This window comes from Marinomonas sp. G8-14, from assembly GCF_055808935.1.
Map to the genome: position 1 here is coordinate 922,161 of NZ_CM147891.1, position 16,938 is coordinate 939,098.

14 protein-coding genes are annotated in these 16,938 nt (G+C 41.6%); 13 read left to right on the plus strand and 1 reads right to left on the minus strand.

The window, feature by feature from the left end:
• Positions 1-48: 48 nt before the first annotated feature.
• The 13 genes from tssF to AC0L6V_RS04680 all read left to right on the plus strand — a co-directional run bounded on the left by tssF (position 49) and on the right by AC0L6V_RS04680 (position 16,142).
• Positions 49-1,893: a type VI secretion system baseplate subunit TssF gene (tssF, locus tag AC0L6V_RS04620; RefSeq protein WP_265217665.1), complete on the plus strand. Its 1,845-nt coding sequence runs from the start codon at positions 49-51 to the stop codon at positions 1,891-1,893.
• Entirely contained in the window at positions 1,857-2,960 is a 1,104-nt protein-coding gene (locus AC0L6V_RS04625; RefSeq protein WP_265217666.1) for a type VI secretion system baseplate subunit TssG, read from the plus strand. Before tssF ends, AC0L6V_RS04625 begins: the two co-directional genes overlap by 37 nt.
• 9 nt (positions 2,961-2,969) lie before the next feature.
• Complete coding sequence (locus AC0L6V_RS04630) at positions 2,970-3,482, plus strand: hypothetical protein (RefSeq protein WP_162623509.1); 513 nt, start codon at positions 2,970-2,972, stop codon at positions 3,480-3,482.
• Positions 3,479-4,876 (plus strand): type VI secretion system baseplate subunit TssK, encoded by a 1,398-nt coding sequence (tssK, locus tag AC0L6V_RS04635; RefSeq protein WP_265217667.1) that lies wholly within the window; start codon positions 3,479-3,481, stop codon positions 4,874-4,876. The genes AC0L6V_RS04630 and tssK overlap by 4 nt, the downstream gene beginning before the upstream one ends.
• Positions 4,873-5,622 (plus strand): DotU family type IV/VI secretion system protein, encoded by a 750-nt coding sequence (locus AC0L6V_RS04640; RefSeq protein ID WP_409419439.1) that lies wholly within the window; start codon positions 4,873-4,875, stop codon positions 5,620-5,622. Before tssK ends, AC0L6V_RS04640 begins: the two co-directional genes overlap by 4 nt.
• Positions 5,607-8,357 carry a type VI secretion system protein gene (locus AC0L6V_RS04645; RefSeq protein ID WP_418138802.1) on the plus strand — a complete coding sequence of 917 codons (2,751 nt, stop codon included), beginning with the start codon at positions 5,607-5,609 and terminating at the stop codon, positions 8,355-8,357. The genes AC0L6V_RS04640 and AC0L6V_RS04645 overlap by 16 nt, the downstream gene beginning before the upstream one ends.
• A gap of 31 nt (positions 8,358-8,388) precedes the next feature.
• The gene (locus tag AC0L6V_RS04650) at positions 8,389-9,696 is read left to right on the plus strand and encodes a hypothetical protein (protein ID WP_418138803.1); all 1,308 of its coding nucleotides are present in this window, start codon (positions 8,389-8,391) and stop codon (positions 9,694-9,696) included.
• 59 nt (positions 9,697-9,755) lie between these two features.
• Positions 9,756-10,913 carry a type VI secretion system protein TssA gene (gene tssA, locus AC0L6V_RS04655; RefSeq protein ID WP_409419441.1) on the plus strand — a complete coding sequence of 386 codons (1,158 nt, stop codon included), beginning with the start codon at positions 9,756-9,758 and terminating at the stop codon, positions 10,911-10,913.
• 263 nt (positions 10,914-11,176) lie between these two features.
• The gene (locus AC0L6V_RS04660; RefSeq protein WP_265217679.1) at positions 11,177-11,605 is read left to right on the plus strand and encodes a hypothetical protein; all 429 of its coding nucleotides are present in this window, start codon (positions 11,177-11,179) and stop codon (positions 11,603-11,605) included.
• Between the two features lie 1,550 nt (positions 11,606-13,155).
• Positions 13,156-13,968 carry an IS4 family transposase gene (locus AC0L6V_RS04665; protein ID WP_409419442.1) on the plus strand — a complete coding sequence of 271 codons (813 nt, stop codon included), beginning with the start codon at positions 13,156-13,158 and terminating at the stop codon, positions 13,966-13,968.
• 44 nt (positions 13,969-14,012) lie between these two features.
• A complete protein-coding gene (locus tag AC0L6V_RS04670; RefSeq protein WP_409419443.1) occupies positions 14,013-14,342 on the plus strand; it encodes a hypothetical protein in 330 nt (109 codons plus the stop codon).
• 109 nt (positions 14,343-14,451) lie between these two features.
• Positions 14,452-14,586, plus strand: coding sequence for a hypothetical protein (locus tag AC0L6V_RS04675; RefSeq protein ID WP_265217681.1), 135 nt, complete (start codon positions 14,452-14,454; stop codon positions 14,584-14,586).
• Between the two features lie 404 nt (positions 14,587-14,990).
• Entirely contained in the window at positions 14,991-16,142 is a 1,152-nt protein-coding gene (locus AC0L6V_RS04680) for a GNAT family N-acetyltransferase (RefSeq protein WP_409419444.1), read from the plus strand.
• A gap of 85 nt (positions 16,143-16,227) precedes the next feature.
• Here AC0L6V_RS04680 and AC0L6V_RS04685 read toward each other — a convergent pair whose 3' ends face one another.
• A complete protein-coding gene (locus AC0L6V_RS04685; protein WP_265217683.1) occupies positions 16,228-16,563 on the minus strand; it encodes a hypothetical protein in 336 nt (111 codons plus the stop codon).
• Positions 16,564-16,938 lie beyond the last annotated feature (375 nt).

Below are 16,938 nucleotides of genomic sequence, written 5' to 3' on the forward strand. Positions count from 1 at the left end.
CATTTCTGATGAGTGCTGGACGTATTTTAGATACAGGATAAAAAGTTTATGTCTCAAAATTACCCCTTTTTTCAACAAGAAATGCGTTATCTACGCCAATCGGTAGAGTCCTTCAGCCATACTTACCCAGATGTTGCCGCAGAATTGAAATTGAGTGCTGGTCGTTCTGACGATCCGCATGTAGAACAATTGCTTCAGTCTTTTGCATTTATGACGGGTCGATTGCGGGCTGATTTAGAGCAACAGCGAGACCAGATACCAAATCAATTACTACATAGCCTTTACCCCAATTTGGTGCGCTCTTTACCGTGCATGGTGGTATTACAAGCGAACGTAGAGGCCGATGGTGCTAATTTTATCAATGGTTATTATTTTTATAAAGGTCGACAATTCATTGGCACGGCGTCACGTATAGGAAATAGTGGTCAAAAAGAAAAAGTGGAATGCCGGTTTGAAAATTGCTATCACACACAATTATGGCCATTGGATGTTATTAAAACAGAGATATTGCCAAAGAATTTATTTTCTGGATTAGACGAGCTAAATATCTCACCTGGACGCGATCTTCAATCGGTAATTTCATTAACTGTTTCTAATATAGGTACAGAGTCAATACAAGATTATCCCATTGAACATTTACGTTTTTATATTGCTGATATTGAGCAAAGAGCGAAAATTTTTAAACTATTAAATGATGATTTAATAGGCGTTGCTGTACGAGTCGGTGATAAAGTGACTCGATTGGACAGTGACACTTTCCCTTTATCGAAAGTATTGAAATGGCAAGGCTTTGATGATGATCAAAATGTCTTACCTGATGATGCTGGTAGTCAACGAGCTTATAGATTATTACAAGAATATTTTTCTTTTGTGGAAAAATTTTATTTTTTAGATATAGCCGAATTGCATCATAGTGGTGTACTTCGTCATGCACAGAACAGTTTTGAAATACTTTTTTTACTAGAACAATCTGCAAATGCAATTTATCTACACAAACGCTGCTTTAGGTTAAATTGCTTTCCTGCAATAAACCTATATGAAAAAACATTCAAACCTATTCAACTTCAGCATAATCAACATGAGTATCGCCTTTTAGCAGATGAAAGGCATTATTTACAAGGAGAAGTACACAGTATAACGGAAGTGAAAAGCATTTCTTTTAATGGGCGAAGTCAAGTGCTGAGTTCATGGTTAGGCCCCAATGGAAAAGGTAATGTTAATCAATACTATGTTACGCGGCTATCTGGATTATTAACACCAGGAGAGCGTGGATGTGACACTTTTTTATCCATCTACGATCCAGATTTTTCTCCCAGTCAACCCGTCGATCAGACTCTTATTGTTCAAGGACTTTGTAATAATAGACGTTTGCCTGAGGCGCTTCGTGAGGGACAGAACTTACAGTTAGTTGGCTCAGGTCCTATGTTGAACGCCTCTATTTTAGGCATACCTACTAAGTTTAAAGGTGCCAGTTTAGTAGGTAAAAACAATATAAAATTATTATCACAGTTGTCGCTTAACTTGGACGCCCTTGGTTCGGGCAATGAGCGTTTGGCGTTGTTAAAACAAATTCTACGTTTGTATTGTGATCCCTTGTCTCCATCCCATAATCGACAATTGGAAGGGTTAGTCAGTATGTCATCACAAATGGTGACAAGGCGAATTGGCGGTGATATGTGGCGTGGACATTGTCGGGGCAATCAAATCTCATTGGAAATAAATGAAGATTATTTTTCCGATGCTAACCCGTTATTGTTGGGTAGCGTACTGAGCTATTTTTTCGGTTTATATACAACACTGAATCATTTCGTACAGCTGCAATTGATTAGTGATCAACGCGAAGGAGTGTGGCATCAATGGCAACCACGCATTGGCGAAAAGGTTATTCTGTAGCTCAGCTTTATACCCAACCTGATGCTGGTTGGTCATTTCATCAGCTAGCGCATTTGCTACTTGGTATGAAGGTGGGTGAAGACGATGTACTAGAATCCCTGACAGCAAAAATTACGTTTGTGGGTTCCTTGCAACGTAGTCTTCCTCCAGGAGAAATACGAAAAGTGTTATTTTCTGAAGACATGATGGAGACAGCTTTATTAAAAGAGACAGTGAGACAAAAAGAAAAAAATAACAAAGCAGGCTCTACAAACTGGTTGAAAAGTAAGAAACACACAATTGAGTGTTCTTATTATAACTTGACTGGACTAGACGGACCGTTGGCTGAGCCATTTTCCGATATGATGCGTGAAGATAAATATTACGGGGAGGGGGCAATGGCCGCCTTTATAAATATTTTTAATAATCGTATTCACGCATTGCGTTATGTTATTCACGCTCAAACTAATTATACCCTCACTAATAGTAAAGCGAGTGAAAGTACTATAGGGGAGTTTTTATTGGCGTTAAGTGGTCATTACTATTCAACGCAGCGAAGTTTACACGGTCAGCATGACGATACTTTATTAGCGTTATCCGGTCATTTGGCGAACTGTCGCATGACACTGTCAACCGTTAGAAAACTGTTTGAAATTGTCTTGGCGTTGCCTGTGGTGAAGATGAATAGTTTGATTGGTCGTTGGCTTAGTGTGCAATCGACTGATCATTCTCGTCTCGGTAAAAAAAATCATCGTCTAGGTAGCGAAGCGGCTTTAGGAAAGAGAGTTTGGGACCAACAAGCCGTATTTGAGCTTGAATTAGGGCCGATGACTAGGCAGCGCATCAGTGAATTAGTTCCTGGTGGTATTTTTCATTATCAATTACGAGATCTATTGGCTTGGATTAGTGAAAGACGAGTGGATTGTTTGATTACATTTATTTGTTTGCCAGACAGTCAGGTAGAAAACAATGCTACTTTGCTGAGTACTCAATTAGGTGTTACGAATCGATTAGGTTACGGATCAGCACTAATCGCTCGGACTCAACGAGTGCAACGTATTCGTTTTTTAGTCGCTACGGTGTGTTAAATGTATACCATGAAGATTGCCTTTTATGGTGTGTTTTGGTTATCAATACTTTTTTTGTCGGGTTGTGAGACGGCTGCAAGCATTGGCAATAGTCTTGATAAAGGCATGGCGAAAGTTGTGCCTTTCTATCATTTTGATAAGACATTATTAGAGTCTGTCTACATACAGTCTTCTGTCGACAGTAATAATAATGTACCGGTTGCACTGGATATTGTATTCGTCTTTAACGATAAGGCGGCGGAAGTGTTGAGTGCGTTAAGCGGTCCAGATTGGTTCATAAATAAAAAAAGATTATTACTTCGTTATCAGAAAAAGTTAGTTGTCAGTGAACAGGAAGTGGTGCCATACACAGCAGAATACGTTTTGATTTTGCCAAAAAATTATTTTAATGCCGTTTCTGTTTATCTTTTCGCTAATTATCTTGACCAAGATGGTCAATACCAAGCAGACCTTACTCAATATAAGGTGCTGAAAATAACTTTAAACAGGCAAAATTATTTGCTTGAGGAACATAAACCATGAGCCAATTTGATAGTTTGCCTCTTTCTGTTTGTTGGCATGAAGGAATGTTGTTATCTCCCCAACATTTTCAGCAAAATCATATCTATTGGGAGAATCAATTGCAGAGCCTGATGCGAAATATTCCCTATCATTGGGGCATAATAAATATGGCTATTGACGAGGCAAGGTTATTAGAAGGCGTGGTTTATTTAAAAAAACTACGGGCTATTATGCCCGATGGTCTTCAAATAAATTATGACGTCACTGAGCACGCTCCTATTCAGATTGATTTAAAAAAAGACGTGCAGTTTGACGATCAGGTTGCATTAAAGATTCAGCTAACCGTACCTATTCGCGTATCTGGTAGCGCAAGTAGCAGCTCTGATATTCAGCGTTTTAATGTCGTCGACGGGGAACTGGCGAAAGACGACAATACAGGAGATGGGGAGACTGAGGTTTTACGATTGCAGCCCATCCTGTCATTGCAAGTAGCCAATCGAGTACGAGAGCAATATGTTGCTTTACCTCTTTTGGAAATCAGTAAAATTGATAGTGCACAATACCAAGTAACATCCTATTGCCCACCGATGTTACGTATAGAAGCCGACAATTTTATAGCCTATGAAGAAGCTCGAATGGAGCGCTTCCCCCTTCAACTTCGTTTACAAAATATGGCTTTTATGATTCGTAAAAAAGCACGACTCTTGGCTGGTTTTTCTGAAAATGGCGAAGAACTGTTGGGGAGCCGTGTTAGTGATCAACATCGATTGTGGATTCGCTCTATGGTTCAGCATTTAGCGGAGCTGGAATTGATAGTGGATAATGGTGTTAGTTCCCCTTGGATGGTGTATCAAGTATTAGCTCGGTTGATTGGTTCAATGTGCGAGTTGGATTCAAGTCGTATTCCTCCTAAATTACCACCTTATATACATTTAGATTGTGGTAGTGGGTTGGCATTTGCTATTCAGTATATCGAACAGCGACTGGAAGAAGTGAACTTACGTTACTCAAGTTTAGTCTTTGAAGAAAGCCAAGACGGCGTATTTTCCATTGCTTTTGATAAAGCATGGAGCCGAAATAAGTTACTTATTGAGTTAAAACCCCGCCAACAACAAACACAGTCCGATTTAGTCCAATGGATGACAGATTGTCGAATTGCGTCAGGAAAAATACACAAAGAGCTTTCTATAAAACGCCTTTTAGGCGCCAGTGTTGAGCGAACTGAATATGATGAGGCAACAGGTATTACCGCTTTGCCTGGACACGTATTATTTTATATTTCAGTTGACCCTTTGTATATAAAGTCCGGACAACCCTTAGTGGTGGCTTGTACCAATGGTAAGTTAAAGCCAATGCAACCGAAGCGCATTGTTTTGCATCTTCCTCATGATGTGAAAATGAAAGAGGGTGAATGACGATGGCCAGAACAGACTTCAATCTTGTTAATTTGATGAATCAGTTTTATCAGCAGATTGCTATGGTTAAGCGTTGGATTAATCATGATCAGTTGGCCTTAGAAGCAAAAAAAATCCTGAAACTTCAGGCTATGCCTAATGACGAAGAAATGGCGACCGCCATTAGTTTACACCTGAGCCAATGGCTGGGTGATAAGCGTTTGTATTGGCGAGATAAATTGACTGAAAGGCAGCAAGTGTTATTAGATCAAGCTTGTTTTGCTATGGTAGCCCTTGCTGATGAATTATTTATTATTGAATTAGATTGGACAGGGCGAGATTATTGGCAGCGGGTATTATTAGAGGAGCATTTTTATGATAGTTGCTCAGCTGGTGGTACCTTTTATAGGCATTTAAATACTCTTTTAGCCCATGGCAAATATGATCAACTTGAAGTACAGCTGTGTGCCGTATATTTGCTTGCGCTGCGGCTCGGCTTTGCTGGGCGTTATCGCGATAAAGAGCCCATATTAGAAGTCTATCGCCATAAGTTATTTAAAATTATCACTCAACATCAACCTATAGCTGCTCAGTATATCCATGTTCAAGCTTATGAACATTGCATGGCGTCACAATATGAGCAGCGTCTCGCCCCATTATCGAATTGGTATCGTTGGACTGTTTACAGTATTAGCCTGTATTTTTTAATAGGCGCAGTGGTGTGGTTGTTATTGAATCAGGGGCTTGAAAAATGGCTACTGACCTAACTGGAATGATACGTTGGATAGAGCAATCTCTTTCAAAATTTGATCGTATTACTCTGCAAGTAGAGCGATTGTATCAAAGTCTTGTGGCGCGATTATCCCCTTTGATTGAGCAGCTTAAACCGATTTGGCAGGATCCTCTTTGGCAAATGATTGGCCTCATCTTATTAGTGATCATAGTCGTTGGGGTAGGATTATGGTTGATTAAAAAAGGCTCTAAATGGTTGCTGTTACTGACCAAGTCTTTGGTTCGGTTTATGTCATGGCTGGTTGATCTTTTTAGTATGCCAGTGCTCTGGTTGATTAAAAAATTTAGAGGAAAAGAAAAACCAAAAAATAAGAAGAAAAGTTATCGCCAGCTCGTTGGTATGGCTCAAATACGCCGCGCAGTGAATGCGATAGAGTATTTAACAACTCAACGAGAATGGCGCTATCAAGTAGAGTGGTCGCTTATAATTGGTCAGGAACAGAGCGGTAAAAGCCAATTAGTGCAATCTATTAAACAAGGTAAGCGAGCACAATTGTTACCAAGAGAGAAGCGCTTATTAACCGCGGCTAGTGGGTGGCATTTTTTTGACCATGGTGTGGTCATCGAATCTTCAATCGATACCTTGGATGATAACCTTGAGCAACTCAATTGGTATCGCCCAGAGCGTGCCCTTGATAAGATTATTTTATGTATTTCTGCAGAATCTCTACTGCATCCAGATGCGCCTGCAGCATTAGAAGAGCTTGGCGAACAGCTGTTTCAACAACTTTGGAAAACTCAAAAGAAGACGGGTTTTGTGCTGCCTGTTTATGTCTTTATCACGCAATGTGATCGCATTGAAGGCTTTCCAGCTTTCTGGAAAGCACAAGATGAAAAGGTTAAACAGCAGATGATCGGTTGGTCAAATCCGTATCGCCTAGAAACCGCATTTAATGTCGAGTGGATACACGAAGCGTTTACGCAATTATTGGCGTCTTTACAAATTACTCAGTTGCAAGTGGCATCCGGTGGTGAAGAAATAGCCGACATAGACAGGTTTATGCTCTACATACACCAATTTTCAGCTTTGCAGCAGCCGCTTACAAAAGTGATGGCGTCGACTTTTGTTCGTAGCAGCTTACAAGAGGCTTTACCCCTTAGAGGTATTTATTTTTGTGGGCAGCTAGACGATAAAACGGCCTTTATTGAAGATGTTTTTCAACAAAAAATCTTTGCAGAAAAACACCTTAGCTCCATATTAGAAAAACGTCGATTTTCTAATAATAAAGTGTTGCGACAATTTCAGATTGGGGTTTTAGCTACTGCATTGGTAATGTCTTTGCTGTTTGTGTTCGATGTTACTCGTGTCGTTCAATTTAATACTTTTAGTCAAGATAAACTCAAACAACTTCATTCTATGTTGGTAGATTGTAGTGCTCAAGGCGCCGATACTTTTAGGCTTATGCAAGGTTTGAGTGATGTTGGTGAGCGTTTGTTGACGATATCTATGCCGTTGTCCTGGTTGGACATGATTGAGGTAGAAAAACAGCAATTGGTAGCGCAGCATTTGCTCGAAAAAAACCTTTTTATTGCTCTGGAGTGCCGATTAAAGCAAAGAGCTGATGCTCTGCTGTTGGCAACACAAACCCCTTTGGCAGTGGGTAATTATCAGGCATTGTCTCAACAGCTAGAGGATTACCAGCAAAATTTAATTGAATTTGAAAATGAGCAAGCATCATTTGAAACGCTCGCAGGTCCATTAAAAAATAATCGCGGGTTAAGTACGGCATTAGCTAAGTTACTTAATTATCTGTATGACAACCCGGTACCCAATAGTATTAATTTTGCCAGTGACCTTATTGTTGGGGCGGTACGTCGAGCCGAGTACAGTCCTAGTTGGATGCGTAACGACGAATCCTTAGTAAGCCGTCAGCTTAGTACGCAATTTTTAGAAACGCTCACAGGCGAGCTACAAATTGCTTTATTGCAACATGCTGAAAATATTCCCCTAGCACCACTAGAAGCCTTCAATGCCCAGACTGTTTGGATGGCGAGAGATCGGCGTTTGCCTGCGTCTACGGTCATCCAAGATTATAAAAAGTTAAGGCAATGGACCGTCAAGACAAGCAATGATTGGCTTGCAAACTCGAACAGCACTAGTCCTTGTGGCCGCATTGCCGAACAAATGAATACATTACGCCAGGAATTGGTAGTGCATGGTTTTGACAGTCGTCAATTAGAGCAATTAGCCGAGCGCTTTTCGCCACAATCGTGTGATCAAATCGTGCGAGAAAGCTTTGCCGAGTTAAGTTTTGCTCCTTTTGGGGCGTTGTTTGAGTTTGGCCCCAAAGGGCTATTGATAAAAACACCTGAACTGCAAAAATTAGCCGAAAAGGTCGAGGCTATTACAGAGCTGTCGTTTGTAAAAGACAGCTATCCTCCGGTGATAGATTCATCAGAAGGTGTTGATCAATGGCAGCAAGCGCCTTTGCAACAACTGATCGATGTTTTAGTGAATTATCAACAATTCACTGATGAGCATGGAGACACTGCGTTATTTAACAGTGCCTTGGATGTGCGTTTACAACAAGTCACAGAGCGCTTATTAAGTGCAGCCATGATACGACCTGCCCAACGTATAAAAGCGCCAAAACCAGTCAATGATCTTATTGATTATCGTGAAAGAAGTGTCGCAGACGCCGTGAATAGTTTTAAGCAGGTTCAAGAGCCTCCTGTTACAAATTCAGATACTTCTTCAACAACTTGGTGATACCAGCAATGTTTTAAGGCTTAACCAACAAGTGCAGAAGTTCATTTTGCAGCAGCTGACTCAATTGGACAGGCTGGTGAGTGACTATCAACTCTATCAGCCTTTGCCTTTTCCTCAATGGCAAAAGCCAGATTTTGCTCAGGCAATGTTTAACATTCAGGATGATAAGCAGGCTGAACTTTATTTGACCAATCAGCAGCAAAAAATGAGCTATTTTGCGTTTAATTATGCTCAGCCATTATTGCAATACTTGCAAAACAGTGATACAGGGTTAAGCGATCCTAAAGTACAAATATGGATGGCTACTTTGCAAGATTTAGGGCGCTTTGAGCGTGGTGAGCCTAATAATCAGGTTGTCTTATTGAATGATCTGGTCACTCAAAAACTGGCCGATATTTCCAATAGCCAATGCCCACAGAGTGAATATTTTGATGCAACACACAGTTCTGGAAGTTGGTTTGCTAAACGTCGTGAACAAATAGAGCAGCAGGTTGGTTTGCATTGTAGCAGTGCCGATAAAAAAGCCCTAGTTGCACGCTATACATATTTAGCTGAACGCTTCAACCAAGAGGTTGCTGGTCGGTATCCATTTGCTGAGATACACCAAGCCGGTAACCAGGATTTGAACTCGAAAGCGTTGCAGGCGTTTCTCAAAGACTACCATGAAAAGTCAGAAAACCTCTTAGCGGATCTGGATAAACAAAACCAAAAAGACGGCAGTATTCCAGCGTCTTGGCGTGAATTTATCGAGCAGATGAATGTGGTCGATGATTTCTTCGCTCAAACTTGGCAAGCCAAGAATAAACAGTGGCAAGTTCACATGCAGGTCACTTTTGACGCCCAAGGTGATTTATTAAAGGCTTCAGAAGGCAGTAATCAGATTATTGAATGGGTCTTACAAAGTGGTCGAACACAGGCGCTTTTCCCTAATGGCAATAACACTATCATTTGGTCACCCGGCAGTCGCATGCAATTGGATTTGCGCTGGGCGACTGGCTCAGCCTATTTGCCCATTGGCTTACCCGGTATTCATTCTGATCCTACCCAATTGGGGACAGCAAAAGCATTAACCGCAAGTTTTGTCAGCCGAGGTCCATGGGGGTTGTTTGAGTGGCTGACGTTATACGCTAGCGATTCTGCCGAATTAGACAATGAGAGTATGTTGTCGTTTTACGTCCCTGTGGGGGTAAAAGGTGAGCGAGTGTATCTCGAAGAACCCGCGTATGTCAGTCGATCAAACTTATTGGTACAAGCGTTTGTTAGTGATGACAAAGGTGAGCAGCATGCCATTGTTTTACCGCGCCATTTTCCCACTCAGGCGCCAGGGTTAAATGATTAATAGTTAAATAACCAATGATCAAATACTGAATAGTGACAGGATTAAAATAGGAACCCATTATGAGATTCGAAGCGGCTACCCATTCCCCCGATGCCTACATGCAATTTCACATGGGCTATACGCTCACCCAATTAATGGCGCCAATAGGAGAGGAAAGGGTGGGTGCGTCGGTACGCCATAATGGTGTGTATTCTAGTATTAAAGAAGCCCGTAAGGCCGACGATCCGACTTTGCCGATGGGGGTTTGGACCTATGAATTTAAAACCGCCGACTGGTCGCAAGTTAAAAATATTGCTCTTAATGCCTTGGCTGAAAAAAGCAAAGATTTACAGCTAGGTATTTGGCTGTTTGAAGCGAATTTGCATTTAGAAGGTATAGGAGGCATCGCCCCAGCGGCTTTATTAATACAACAAATGTGCGAAATCTATTGGGCAGACATGCACCCAAAAATGCTAGATGGCGACTTGGAGTTTCGAACCAACCCTCTTAATTGGATTAACGACAAACTCACCCCCATTATCAAAAGTTTAGCCATGACTGAAACGAATCTAGATGGCGAAGAATTGAGCTGGAATGATTGGGAAAATGCCCAACATTTTGAAAAATTAAAAAAACAAAATCAACTCAAATCGCCTTGGAAAGGCCCAACCAGCCAAGATTTTAAACAACGTTTGGCCGCTACCGATACAGAGTATTTTTTGGCTCTTATTAGCCAATTAGAGGACGCATTGCAATCATTAGAGCGGCTACAAAAATGGTTAGACGACTGTTGTGGTGATGCGAGTCCAAGCTTTAGTGATATCAAAGGTGTTTTGCACCAAATAAACGACACTTTACATCAAGAGCTTACTCGTCGGGGTGTGTCTTTTAGTAGTCAGCTAATAGGCGAAGATAATGGTGCGGATATGAATGGCGATGGGGAGTCTGAGAATGGCGCAGGCCATAATAACGGTAGCGGAGGTGATGGAGAAGGAGGTAATGGAGAAAGGTCTAATGGTGTTCTGCTCACCCGTGATGACGCTTTTGCATCTCTGCGCAGGGCGGCTGACTTCCTAATCAAAGACGACCCACACTCCATGGTGCCTTACCTTATTTACACCGCCTGCGACTGGGGAAAACTCAGCGCACCAGAACTGTATCGAGAAATTTTTCTACTAAAAGGTGGTCAGATCAACGTGTTTGAAATCATGGGCATTGAAGGACAGGGAGGGAATTGATCCAACCCAATTGGGTAAAGAACAACCCAACCAAGAGAATAAAGTTAGAGCGGTTTTGGTTTTAGTGTATTGAAAAATAAAGATTTTTATTTTTTTATGCCGAATTCTTAAATTGGCAATCTTATTGCAAAACTAATGAAAGTGAAAATTAGGGTCAGATCAAGAAACTTCAAAGTGTTGTTGAGAATTGAAGGTTTTTTAAATATGAAAATGGAGTTTATGATCTGTAGCAAAATGTCCTAAAAGGACGAAGAGGTGAAAATATGCCGAAAAAACTGACTCAAGAGCAACGTCAAGAGAAAAACGCAGCCCGTAGGGAAAAAGTGGCGGCAGGAACTACAACCACCCACCTTACAGCGACAACCACCACAGGATTCGCATATTCAAGAGACTTTACTATAAAACCAGAGGTGGCGGGTGGCACTAGACGACGCGGTGTATCCGTTGGGCGTAGGGAAACGACAACGAATCACTATGAAGATAGAACAACGTATACTGATGGAAGAGCAATGGTGGTATCGAACTCACGCACAGTGGCAAATACTCGGGATGTTGATCGACTCCACTCCCATGAGGCGGTCCCAGATTGGCACACCCCAACAGGGAGCAGAAGGCCAGGAGACACTGATACGAACACGCATGGGGATGTGAGTGCGAGCAGTGTACGGAACTCACTTGGGAAAGTTAAATAAATGAATAATTGGCTGCAGATCAAGAAATTTCAAGCTTTGTTGATAATTGAAGGTTTTTAGATATGAAAATGGCGTTTTTTGAACTGTCTAAAAAATATCAAAATATCGTCAGAACTGACCCCAAACTTGCAATTTTTTATCCGTTACCAAATTTCGGTGGAAGCAGCAGATGGGGATGGTAGATGTATTACTCTACCCCCTTAGTTGACTTATATTAATTGAGATTAAGAGGAAACAGTCAATGTCTAATATGAGTGCATATGATCATTTAGCACCCAATTCACACCCTACACGTGTTGGTGTCCAAGCATTTCGAGCTAATGTAAACAGGGGAGGGAGGAACCTCCAAGATGCTGATATCGGATACCAACAAACTAGGCCTAATGGCGATGTCGCCCAAATGACAAGGCACAGGTCAGGCAGTATCACTGAATCACATTTTACACCAGGTCCGAACCCAGGGACACATAATTCATATCACTACTCTGTAACGACAGGAGTCGTAACAAGTGTACGGGGCGAGTCGGCAGGTGGGCAAGCAATTCAAGCAGCTCATACTTCGGGCCAGAATGTCTAACTAGAAATAAAGAGCGAAGATATTGTGGTGTCAGATCAAAAACTATTTCTACTAGGATAGAGGTGCTCAAACATCCATACATCATATGGTGAAACGAGTACTGGGCTATCTTTAGTTTCTTGATCTGACCCCAATATCACAATATCAAGAAGGACAGGCACCGCAACTATTGGCTGGTCCCGCGACAGTGCTATGCGCACTTTAAACTTGGTAGTAACAGTGCAGGGAATGTTTATAGGCGGTACAACGTGGCATATAACAACTGAGGGTAAAAAATATGAATCTACAAGGCTCATGGGGCAGTGGTGCTCCAATCATCAAGAAAGAAAAAGCGCCAGAAAAGGAACGGTTTGAGGTGAGACAAATCACTCAGACGCTTAATCAACGACGGGAATTTACACCGGCCGGAAGTCAGAACCGAAGTTTATCTGTATCTCGTCGTCATGAAACATGTACGAGAACATATGATAATGAGAAAAATACCTATACGCAGACGCCTTGGACTCATACTGGAGATACAAATAGAATGCATACGCATAATGCATTTACCCGAAACCCTGGTGTGTCTCATACGCCGACGGCAGTACCTGGGTTTGCGGGCGGATCAACATCAACGCCAGCGGAACGGATAGCTTTAGACAATGCACCTACTACAACGAGAAAGTCACATACCGTTTAGCTCAAAGCGCAATGTACAGAGCCGTGGAAGATATTTGATGGGTAAGAAGTGGGGTGGGAATAGATTTAAATGACGTTCTTAAGGTTTTACGTAAGTGTGAGCTTGGGAGCTTTTTTAAAGATAAGGGTGTTTGGGGTTGAGTTTTTGTTTGGTTAATTAGCTAAATAGATTTTCATCTGATCCTGAGGTATCCCCACAAATTTGATATAAATAACAATTAGTTAACGCAATAAGGGAACGTTCATGGCCCTTGGTGATCAATAATTTCGCCAAAAACAACCAAACACGAGAGCCATGAACGCGACCACTATTCTGAACAAAATCCTTCCGATTGTCAGCCCAAACATGCATAAAACTCGCCGCAAGGCGTTATCGGCTTGTGTACTCAGCTTAGCGCAAGGCAATCTTTGCACCGTGACGAGTATCGGTCGAGGCATCCAATCAAAAGCGTATGAAAAGCACTGCATTAAACGATCAGACCGATTGCTCTCCAATCCGAATTTACGCCGCGAAGCATTATCGATTTACGCTTATATATGCCGACTCTTTGTAATTCAAACGCGTCCAATCATTAGCGTGGATTGGTCTGATTTAGATGCTCGTGGACAACACTTTCTAATTCGTGCCAGTATGGCTTTTGAGGGGCGATCCATTACGCTTTATGAAGAAGTGCATGACAAGCTCACAAAAGAAAAGCCTAAAACACATAGACAATTTTTAAGCGTTTTAAAAGCACTGCTTCCAAGTAAAGCAAAGCCCATCATTGTAACGGATGCTGGATTTAAGACACCTTGGTTAGATGAAGTTGTGAAACAGGGCTGGGATTATGTCGGGCGAGTCAGAAGGCCGCGTAAGTACTATGATGACTCGCTTCAAGCTTGGCGCTGCATATCCACTTTGTTCTCTAGTGCTAATCAAAAACCTAAGCATCTAGAGCTTAAACATCGTCAATCTAGCCCAATCACCAATCAGTTTGTCCTTTACAAGAGCCCACCTAAAGGGCGTCACTCCATCAATCAAAAAGGTAAAAGACGTGCTTCTTTATCTTCGCTTACCGCAGCCAGAGGTGCAAAAGAGCCTTGGTTATTAGTGTCTCTCTTCCTGTGAACCGTCTTTTTGCGAAGCGTTGCGTCAAAGCATATGAAACGAGAATGCAAATTGAAGAAGGGTTTCGCGATATGAAAAGCAGCCGATTCGGCCTAGGATTTGAGTTGAGTTTGACATCAAAGATAGAACGGTTGAGCAACTTAATCCTGCTTACAACTGTCACTGCGCTTCTGCTTGTTTTAATCGGTAAAGTCATAGAGCTAGCAGGCTATGCAAAACGCTTCCAAGTGAATACCCTACGTAAGCGAAGAGTTCGGTCACACTTTTACCTTGGGAAACGAGCCATTATGACTCGTTTCCAGATATCAAAAAAGGAATGGCAGGACGGCATAAGGCAACTCGTTCAGCAGCTCGAACAAGGAACCTATTTATGAGTAAATTCGTGGGGATACCTCAGCATCTGATCCTAAATATCTAATAAGTGTTTTATCTAAACCAATTCTAAAGTGACAATAAAGTCTGCGTAAATAAAGGAGCAAGGTGATGTCAAGAAAATCTGACAAACAGCAAGTACAACAACAAGTGACCAAGGCAGGTGAGCGAGCTGCGAAAGCCGTGCTAATGCAAGCGCCAGAATACCTTGCAGGTCGGATATGTCCTTTAAATAGTGATTGGTAGTTTTTTGATTGTTGATGGTATTTGCCTAGCACTACATATAGTGGGTGCGATGCCAGAAGTTAGCGATGAGTCTTTCTTCCTTTTGAAGAACGTGGGGGGTAGTCGCTTGGTCTTTTGTAGACTGCTGGGTGGCCAACCATGTTTGCTCGGACGGGGTTTAGTTCGATGTAACGTTGGTATAATTGGTTTTCTGCATCACTATTGCTGCGCTAGAAGTCCGTAAAAGACCACCCAGTAACAGGGTAGGTAATCACCCAATTCCACATTGTTTGTACCCTTTTTTACGCTAAAAGCCAGTAAAAATGCGCCATAGTGCGTCCTTCCTATGTTGGCATCGATCCTGCTAGCTCTCTCTTTGTTAGTTGAATGTCATCTTGGCAAATCGCAGATGAGGCAGAGGAATCATGGTTGCACTGCAAAAACAAAGCTCTGTTATAGAGTCTAATGCTATTGAGCCCCATGAGAAGCTTGAAGAAGAGCATTGCTCTAAACCGAGTCAGCAGAATTGGGTATTAGCGCTGCGTGATGTTCATCGGCAGCCAATTTATGCTGAGGATAGGCTCTATTGGATGCTGCAGCTAAGGGATTATGTATACCAAAACACGTTATCAAATACTGAACTATCTGAGCGTCATTTCGTCACGGCAAAATATCCAGTGTCAGATTATCTTCTTATGCTAGATCTTGCTGAGCGGCTCTGTGATTGGGTGATGGTTGATGAGATCAGTAACACTCTGTTAAATCTCGATGCTGACTGTTTAAGTAATGAGCAGTATAGCAAAATTATTGTAGCGAATGCCGAAGCCTGCGTTCAGTCGGGTAAGTCTTTTCAAGCGCTGCAAAGCGTTAAATGTGCCTTGCTCAATCAATATCAAAATGCAGAATTGCTTAGCTGTTATCGCTGGGTGCAATATCACGCTGAACGAGCCAATCAAAGCTCTATTCCGTGGCAGGATTATTGTGCAGCAGGACTCATGTTAACGCCATTGGAATCCTACCATATAGATGCTTATCGTTGGGTTTACTGCAAGCAAAGTGAGGGTGCTGCTAGCGTAGCAGATTTATGTAATCTACCGAATTTTAGTCATGATGATGACTGGTTAACTTGGTTACAGAATTGTCGTCATTACCACAATCATTACCTTTATGCGGTCATTCATCAGGAGTGGGGCTTTATTGGTTCAGTTTGCTTAGAGGTTTTTAACGGCATCGGCTTTTTTTATTATTGGCTTGGAGAGGATTTTCAAGGCTATGGTTTTGGGCCGCGAGCAGTGGCTATTTTGCTCAAACTTGGCGATCTGCATAAAGGCATGACAGCTTGCTATGCCAAGGTCTATGACAACAATCTGCACTCGCAAAAAGCGCTAGAAAAGATCGGCTTTTCGGCTTTACCGATTTATCTGGCAGCACCCTACGACAATGAGCTTTTGTATTATTTTGGGCCGGATAAAACTCAACGGCAATGGCGTGATGAATTATTAACCTTGTTCACCGATATGGGCTCTGATTTTAAATTGGAAGTCACCAGAGATTATCTATTGCATCATCTTAGCTGATTCGAGACAGCGGGTTACATTTTATTTTTGGTGGAGAAACGATAGGGATAGCTTGCTGTCCCTATCGATAATGAATACCTTATTGCTATGCGTGTTCTGACTCAGGTTCTGGCTCTGGCTCTGGTGCGGCTACAACACTTTCTTCTACGGATTCTTCAATAGTGACCTCTTCTTCCACCACCGCTGGGTTTATTTTTGCATCGATGCTGGGTAGTACGACGTTATCCAGAAAGATTTCTAAGCTTTGCATGACTAGGACTTTTACATCATCAAGCGATGGGGCTTCTTCTCCTTCTAATGTGCCTTCTTTAACTAGATTAATGTGGTCTTCAATAATGCTGGTTAGGTTTGTTTGAATCGTGCTTTTTAACTTGGGTAACATAATGCCTAGCTGAATTTTGAATGCGATATTATCTGACATAGTGGTTCCTCTTTTGTAAATAAATTCTGATGAGTAAAACCCACGTGATGTAGTGGGATTCTTTCTTATAGTCATTGCTTTTCGTTTACTAATCGTAGCCAGCATATGTATAGCAGAGGTCATGCCATTACAGCCTTTTTTATTTAAAGGCATAAATATTTTGACTAATGATTTGATTTATAAAACGTTTTGCAAATTTTTAATGATTAAAAGAAAATAATTTACGTTTATTTTTTGTGAAAAACTCATAATGTTGGGTATGAAATCTACCCGAAAATGGGTGATTACCGACCCAGTCTTAATCACTTTCATGCGCTGATTTTAATTAAATCTAATAATATCAACTGGTTAACTATCTGGCACTATTCCTGCTTT

Coding starts and splice junctions, on each gene's coding strand:
- tssF (WP_265217665.1), top strand. CDS start 49: ATGTCTCAAAATTACCCCTTTTTTCAACAAGAAATGCGTTATCTACGC.
- AC0L6V_RS04625 (WP_265217666.1), top strand. CDS start 1,857: ATGGCAACCACGCATTGGCGAAAAGGTTATTCTGTAGCTCAGCTTTAT.
- AC0L6V_RS04630 (WP_162623509.1), top strand. CDS start 2,970: ATGAAGATTGCCTTTTATGGTGTGTTTTGGTTATCAATACTTTTTTTG.
- tssK (WP_265217667.1), top strand. CDS start 3,479: ATGAGCCAATTTGATAGTTTGCCTCTTTCTGTTTGTTGGCATGAAGGA.
- AC0L6V_RS04640 (WP_409419439.1), top strand. CDS start 4,873: ATGACGATGGCCAGAACAGACTTCAATCTTGTTAATTTGATGAATCAG.
- AC0L6V_RS04645 (WP_418138802.1), top strand. CDS start 5,607: ATGGCTACTGACCTAACTGGAATGATACGTTGGATAGAGCAATCTCTT.
- tssA (WP_409419441.1), top strand. CDS start 9,756: ATGAGATTCGAAGCGGCTACCCATTCCCCCGATGCCTACATGCAATTT.
- AC0L6V_RS04660 (WP_265217679.1), top strand. CDS start 11,177: ATGCCGAAAAAACTGACTCAAGAGCAACGTCAAGAGAAAAACGCAGCC.
- AC0L6V_RS04665 (WP_409419442.1), top strand. CDS start 13,156: ATGAACGCGACCACTATTCTGAACAAAATCCTTCCGATTGTCAGCCCA.
- AC0L6V_RS04670 (WP_409419443.1), top strand. CDS start 14,013: ATGCAAATTGAAGAAGGGTTTCGCGATATGAAAAGCAGCCGATTCGGC.
- AC0L6V_RS04675 (WP_265217681.1), top strand. CDS start 14,452: ATGTCAAGAAAATCTGACAAACAGCAAGTACAACAACAAGTGACCAAG.
- AC0L6V_RS04680 (WP_409419444.1), top strand. CDS start 14,991: ATGGTTGCACTGCAAAAACAAAGCTCTGTTATAGAGTCTAATGCTATT.
- AC0L6V_RS04685 (WP_265217683.1), bottom strand. CDS start 16,563: ATGTCAGATAATATCGCATTCAAAATTCAGCTAGGCATTATGTTACCC.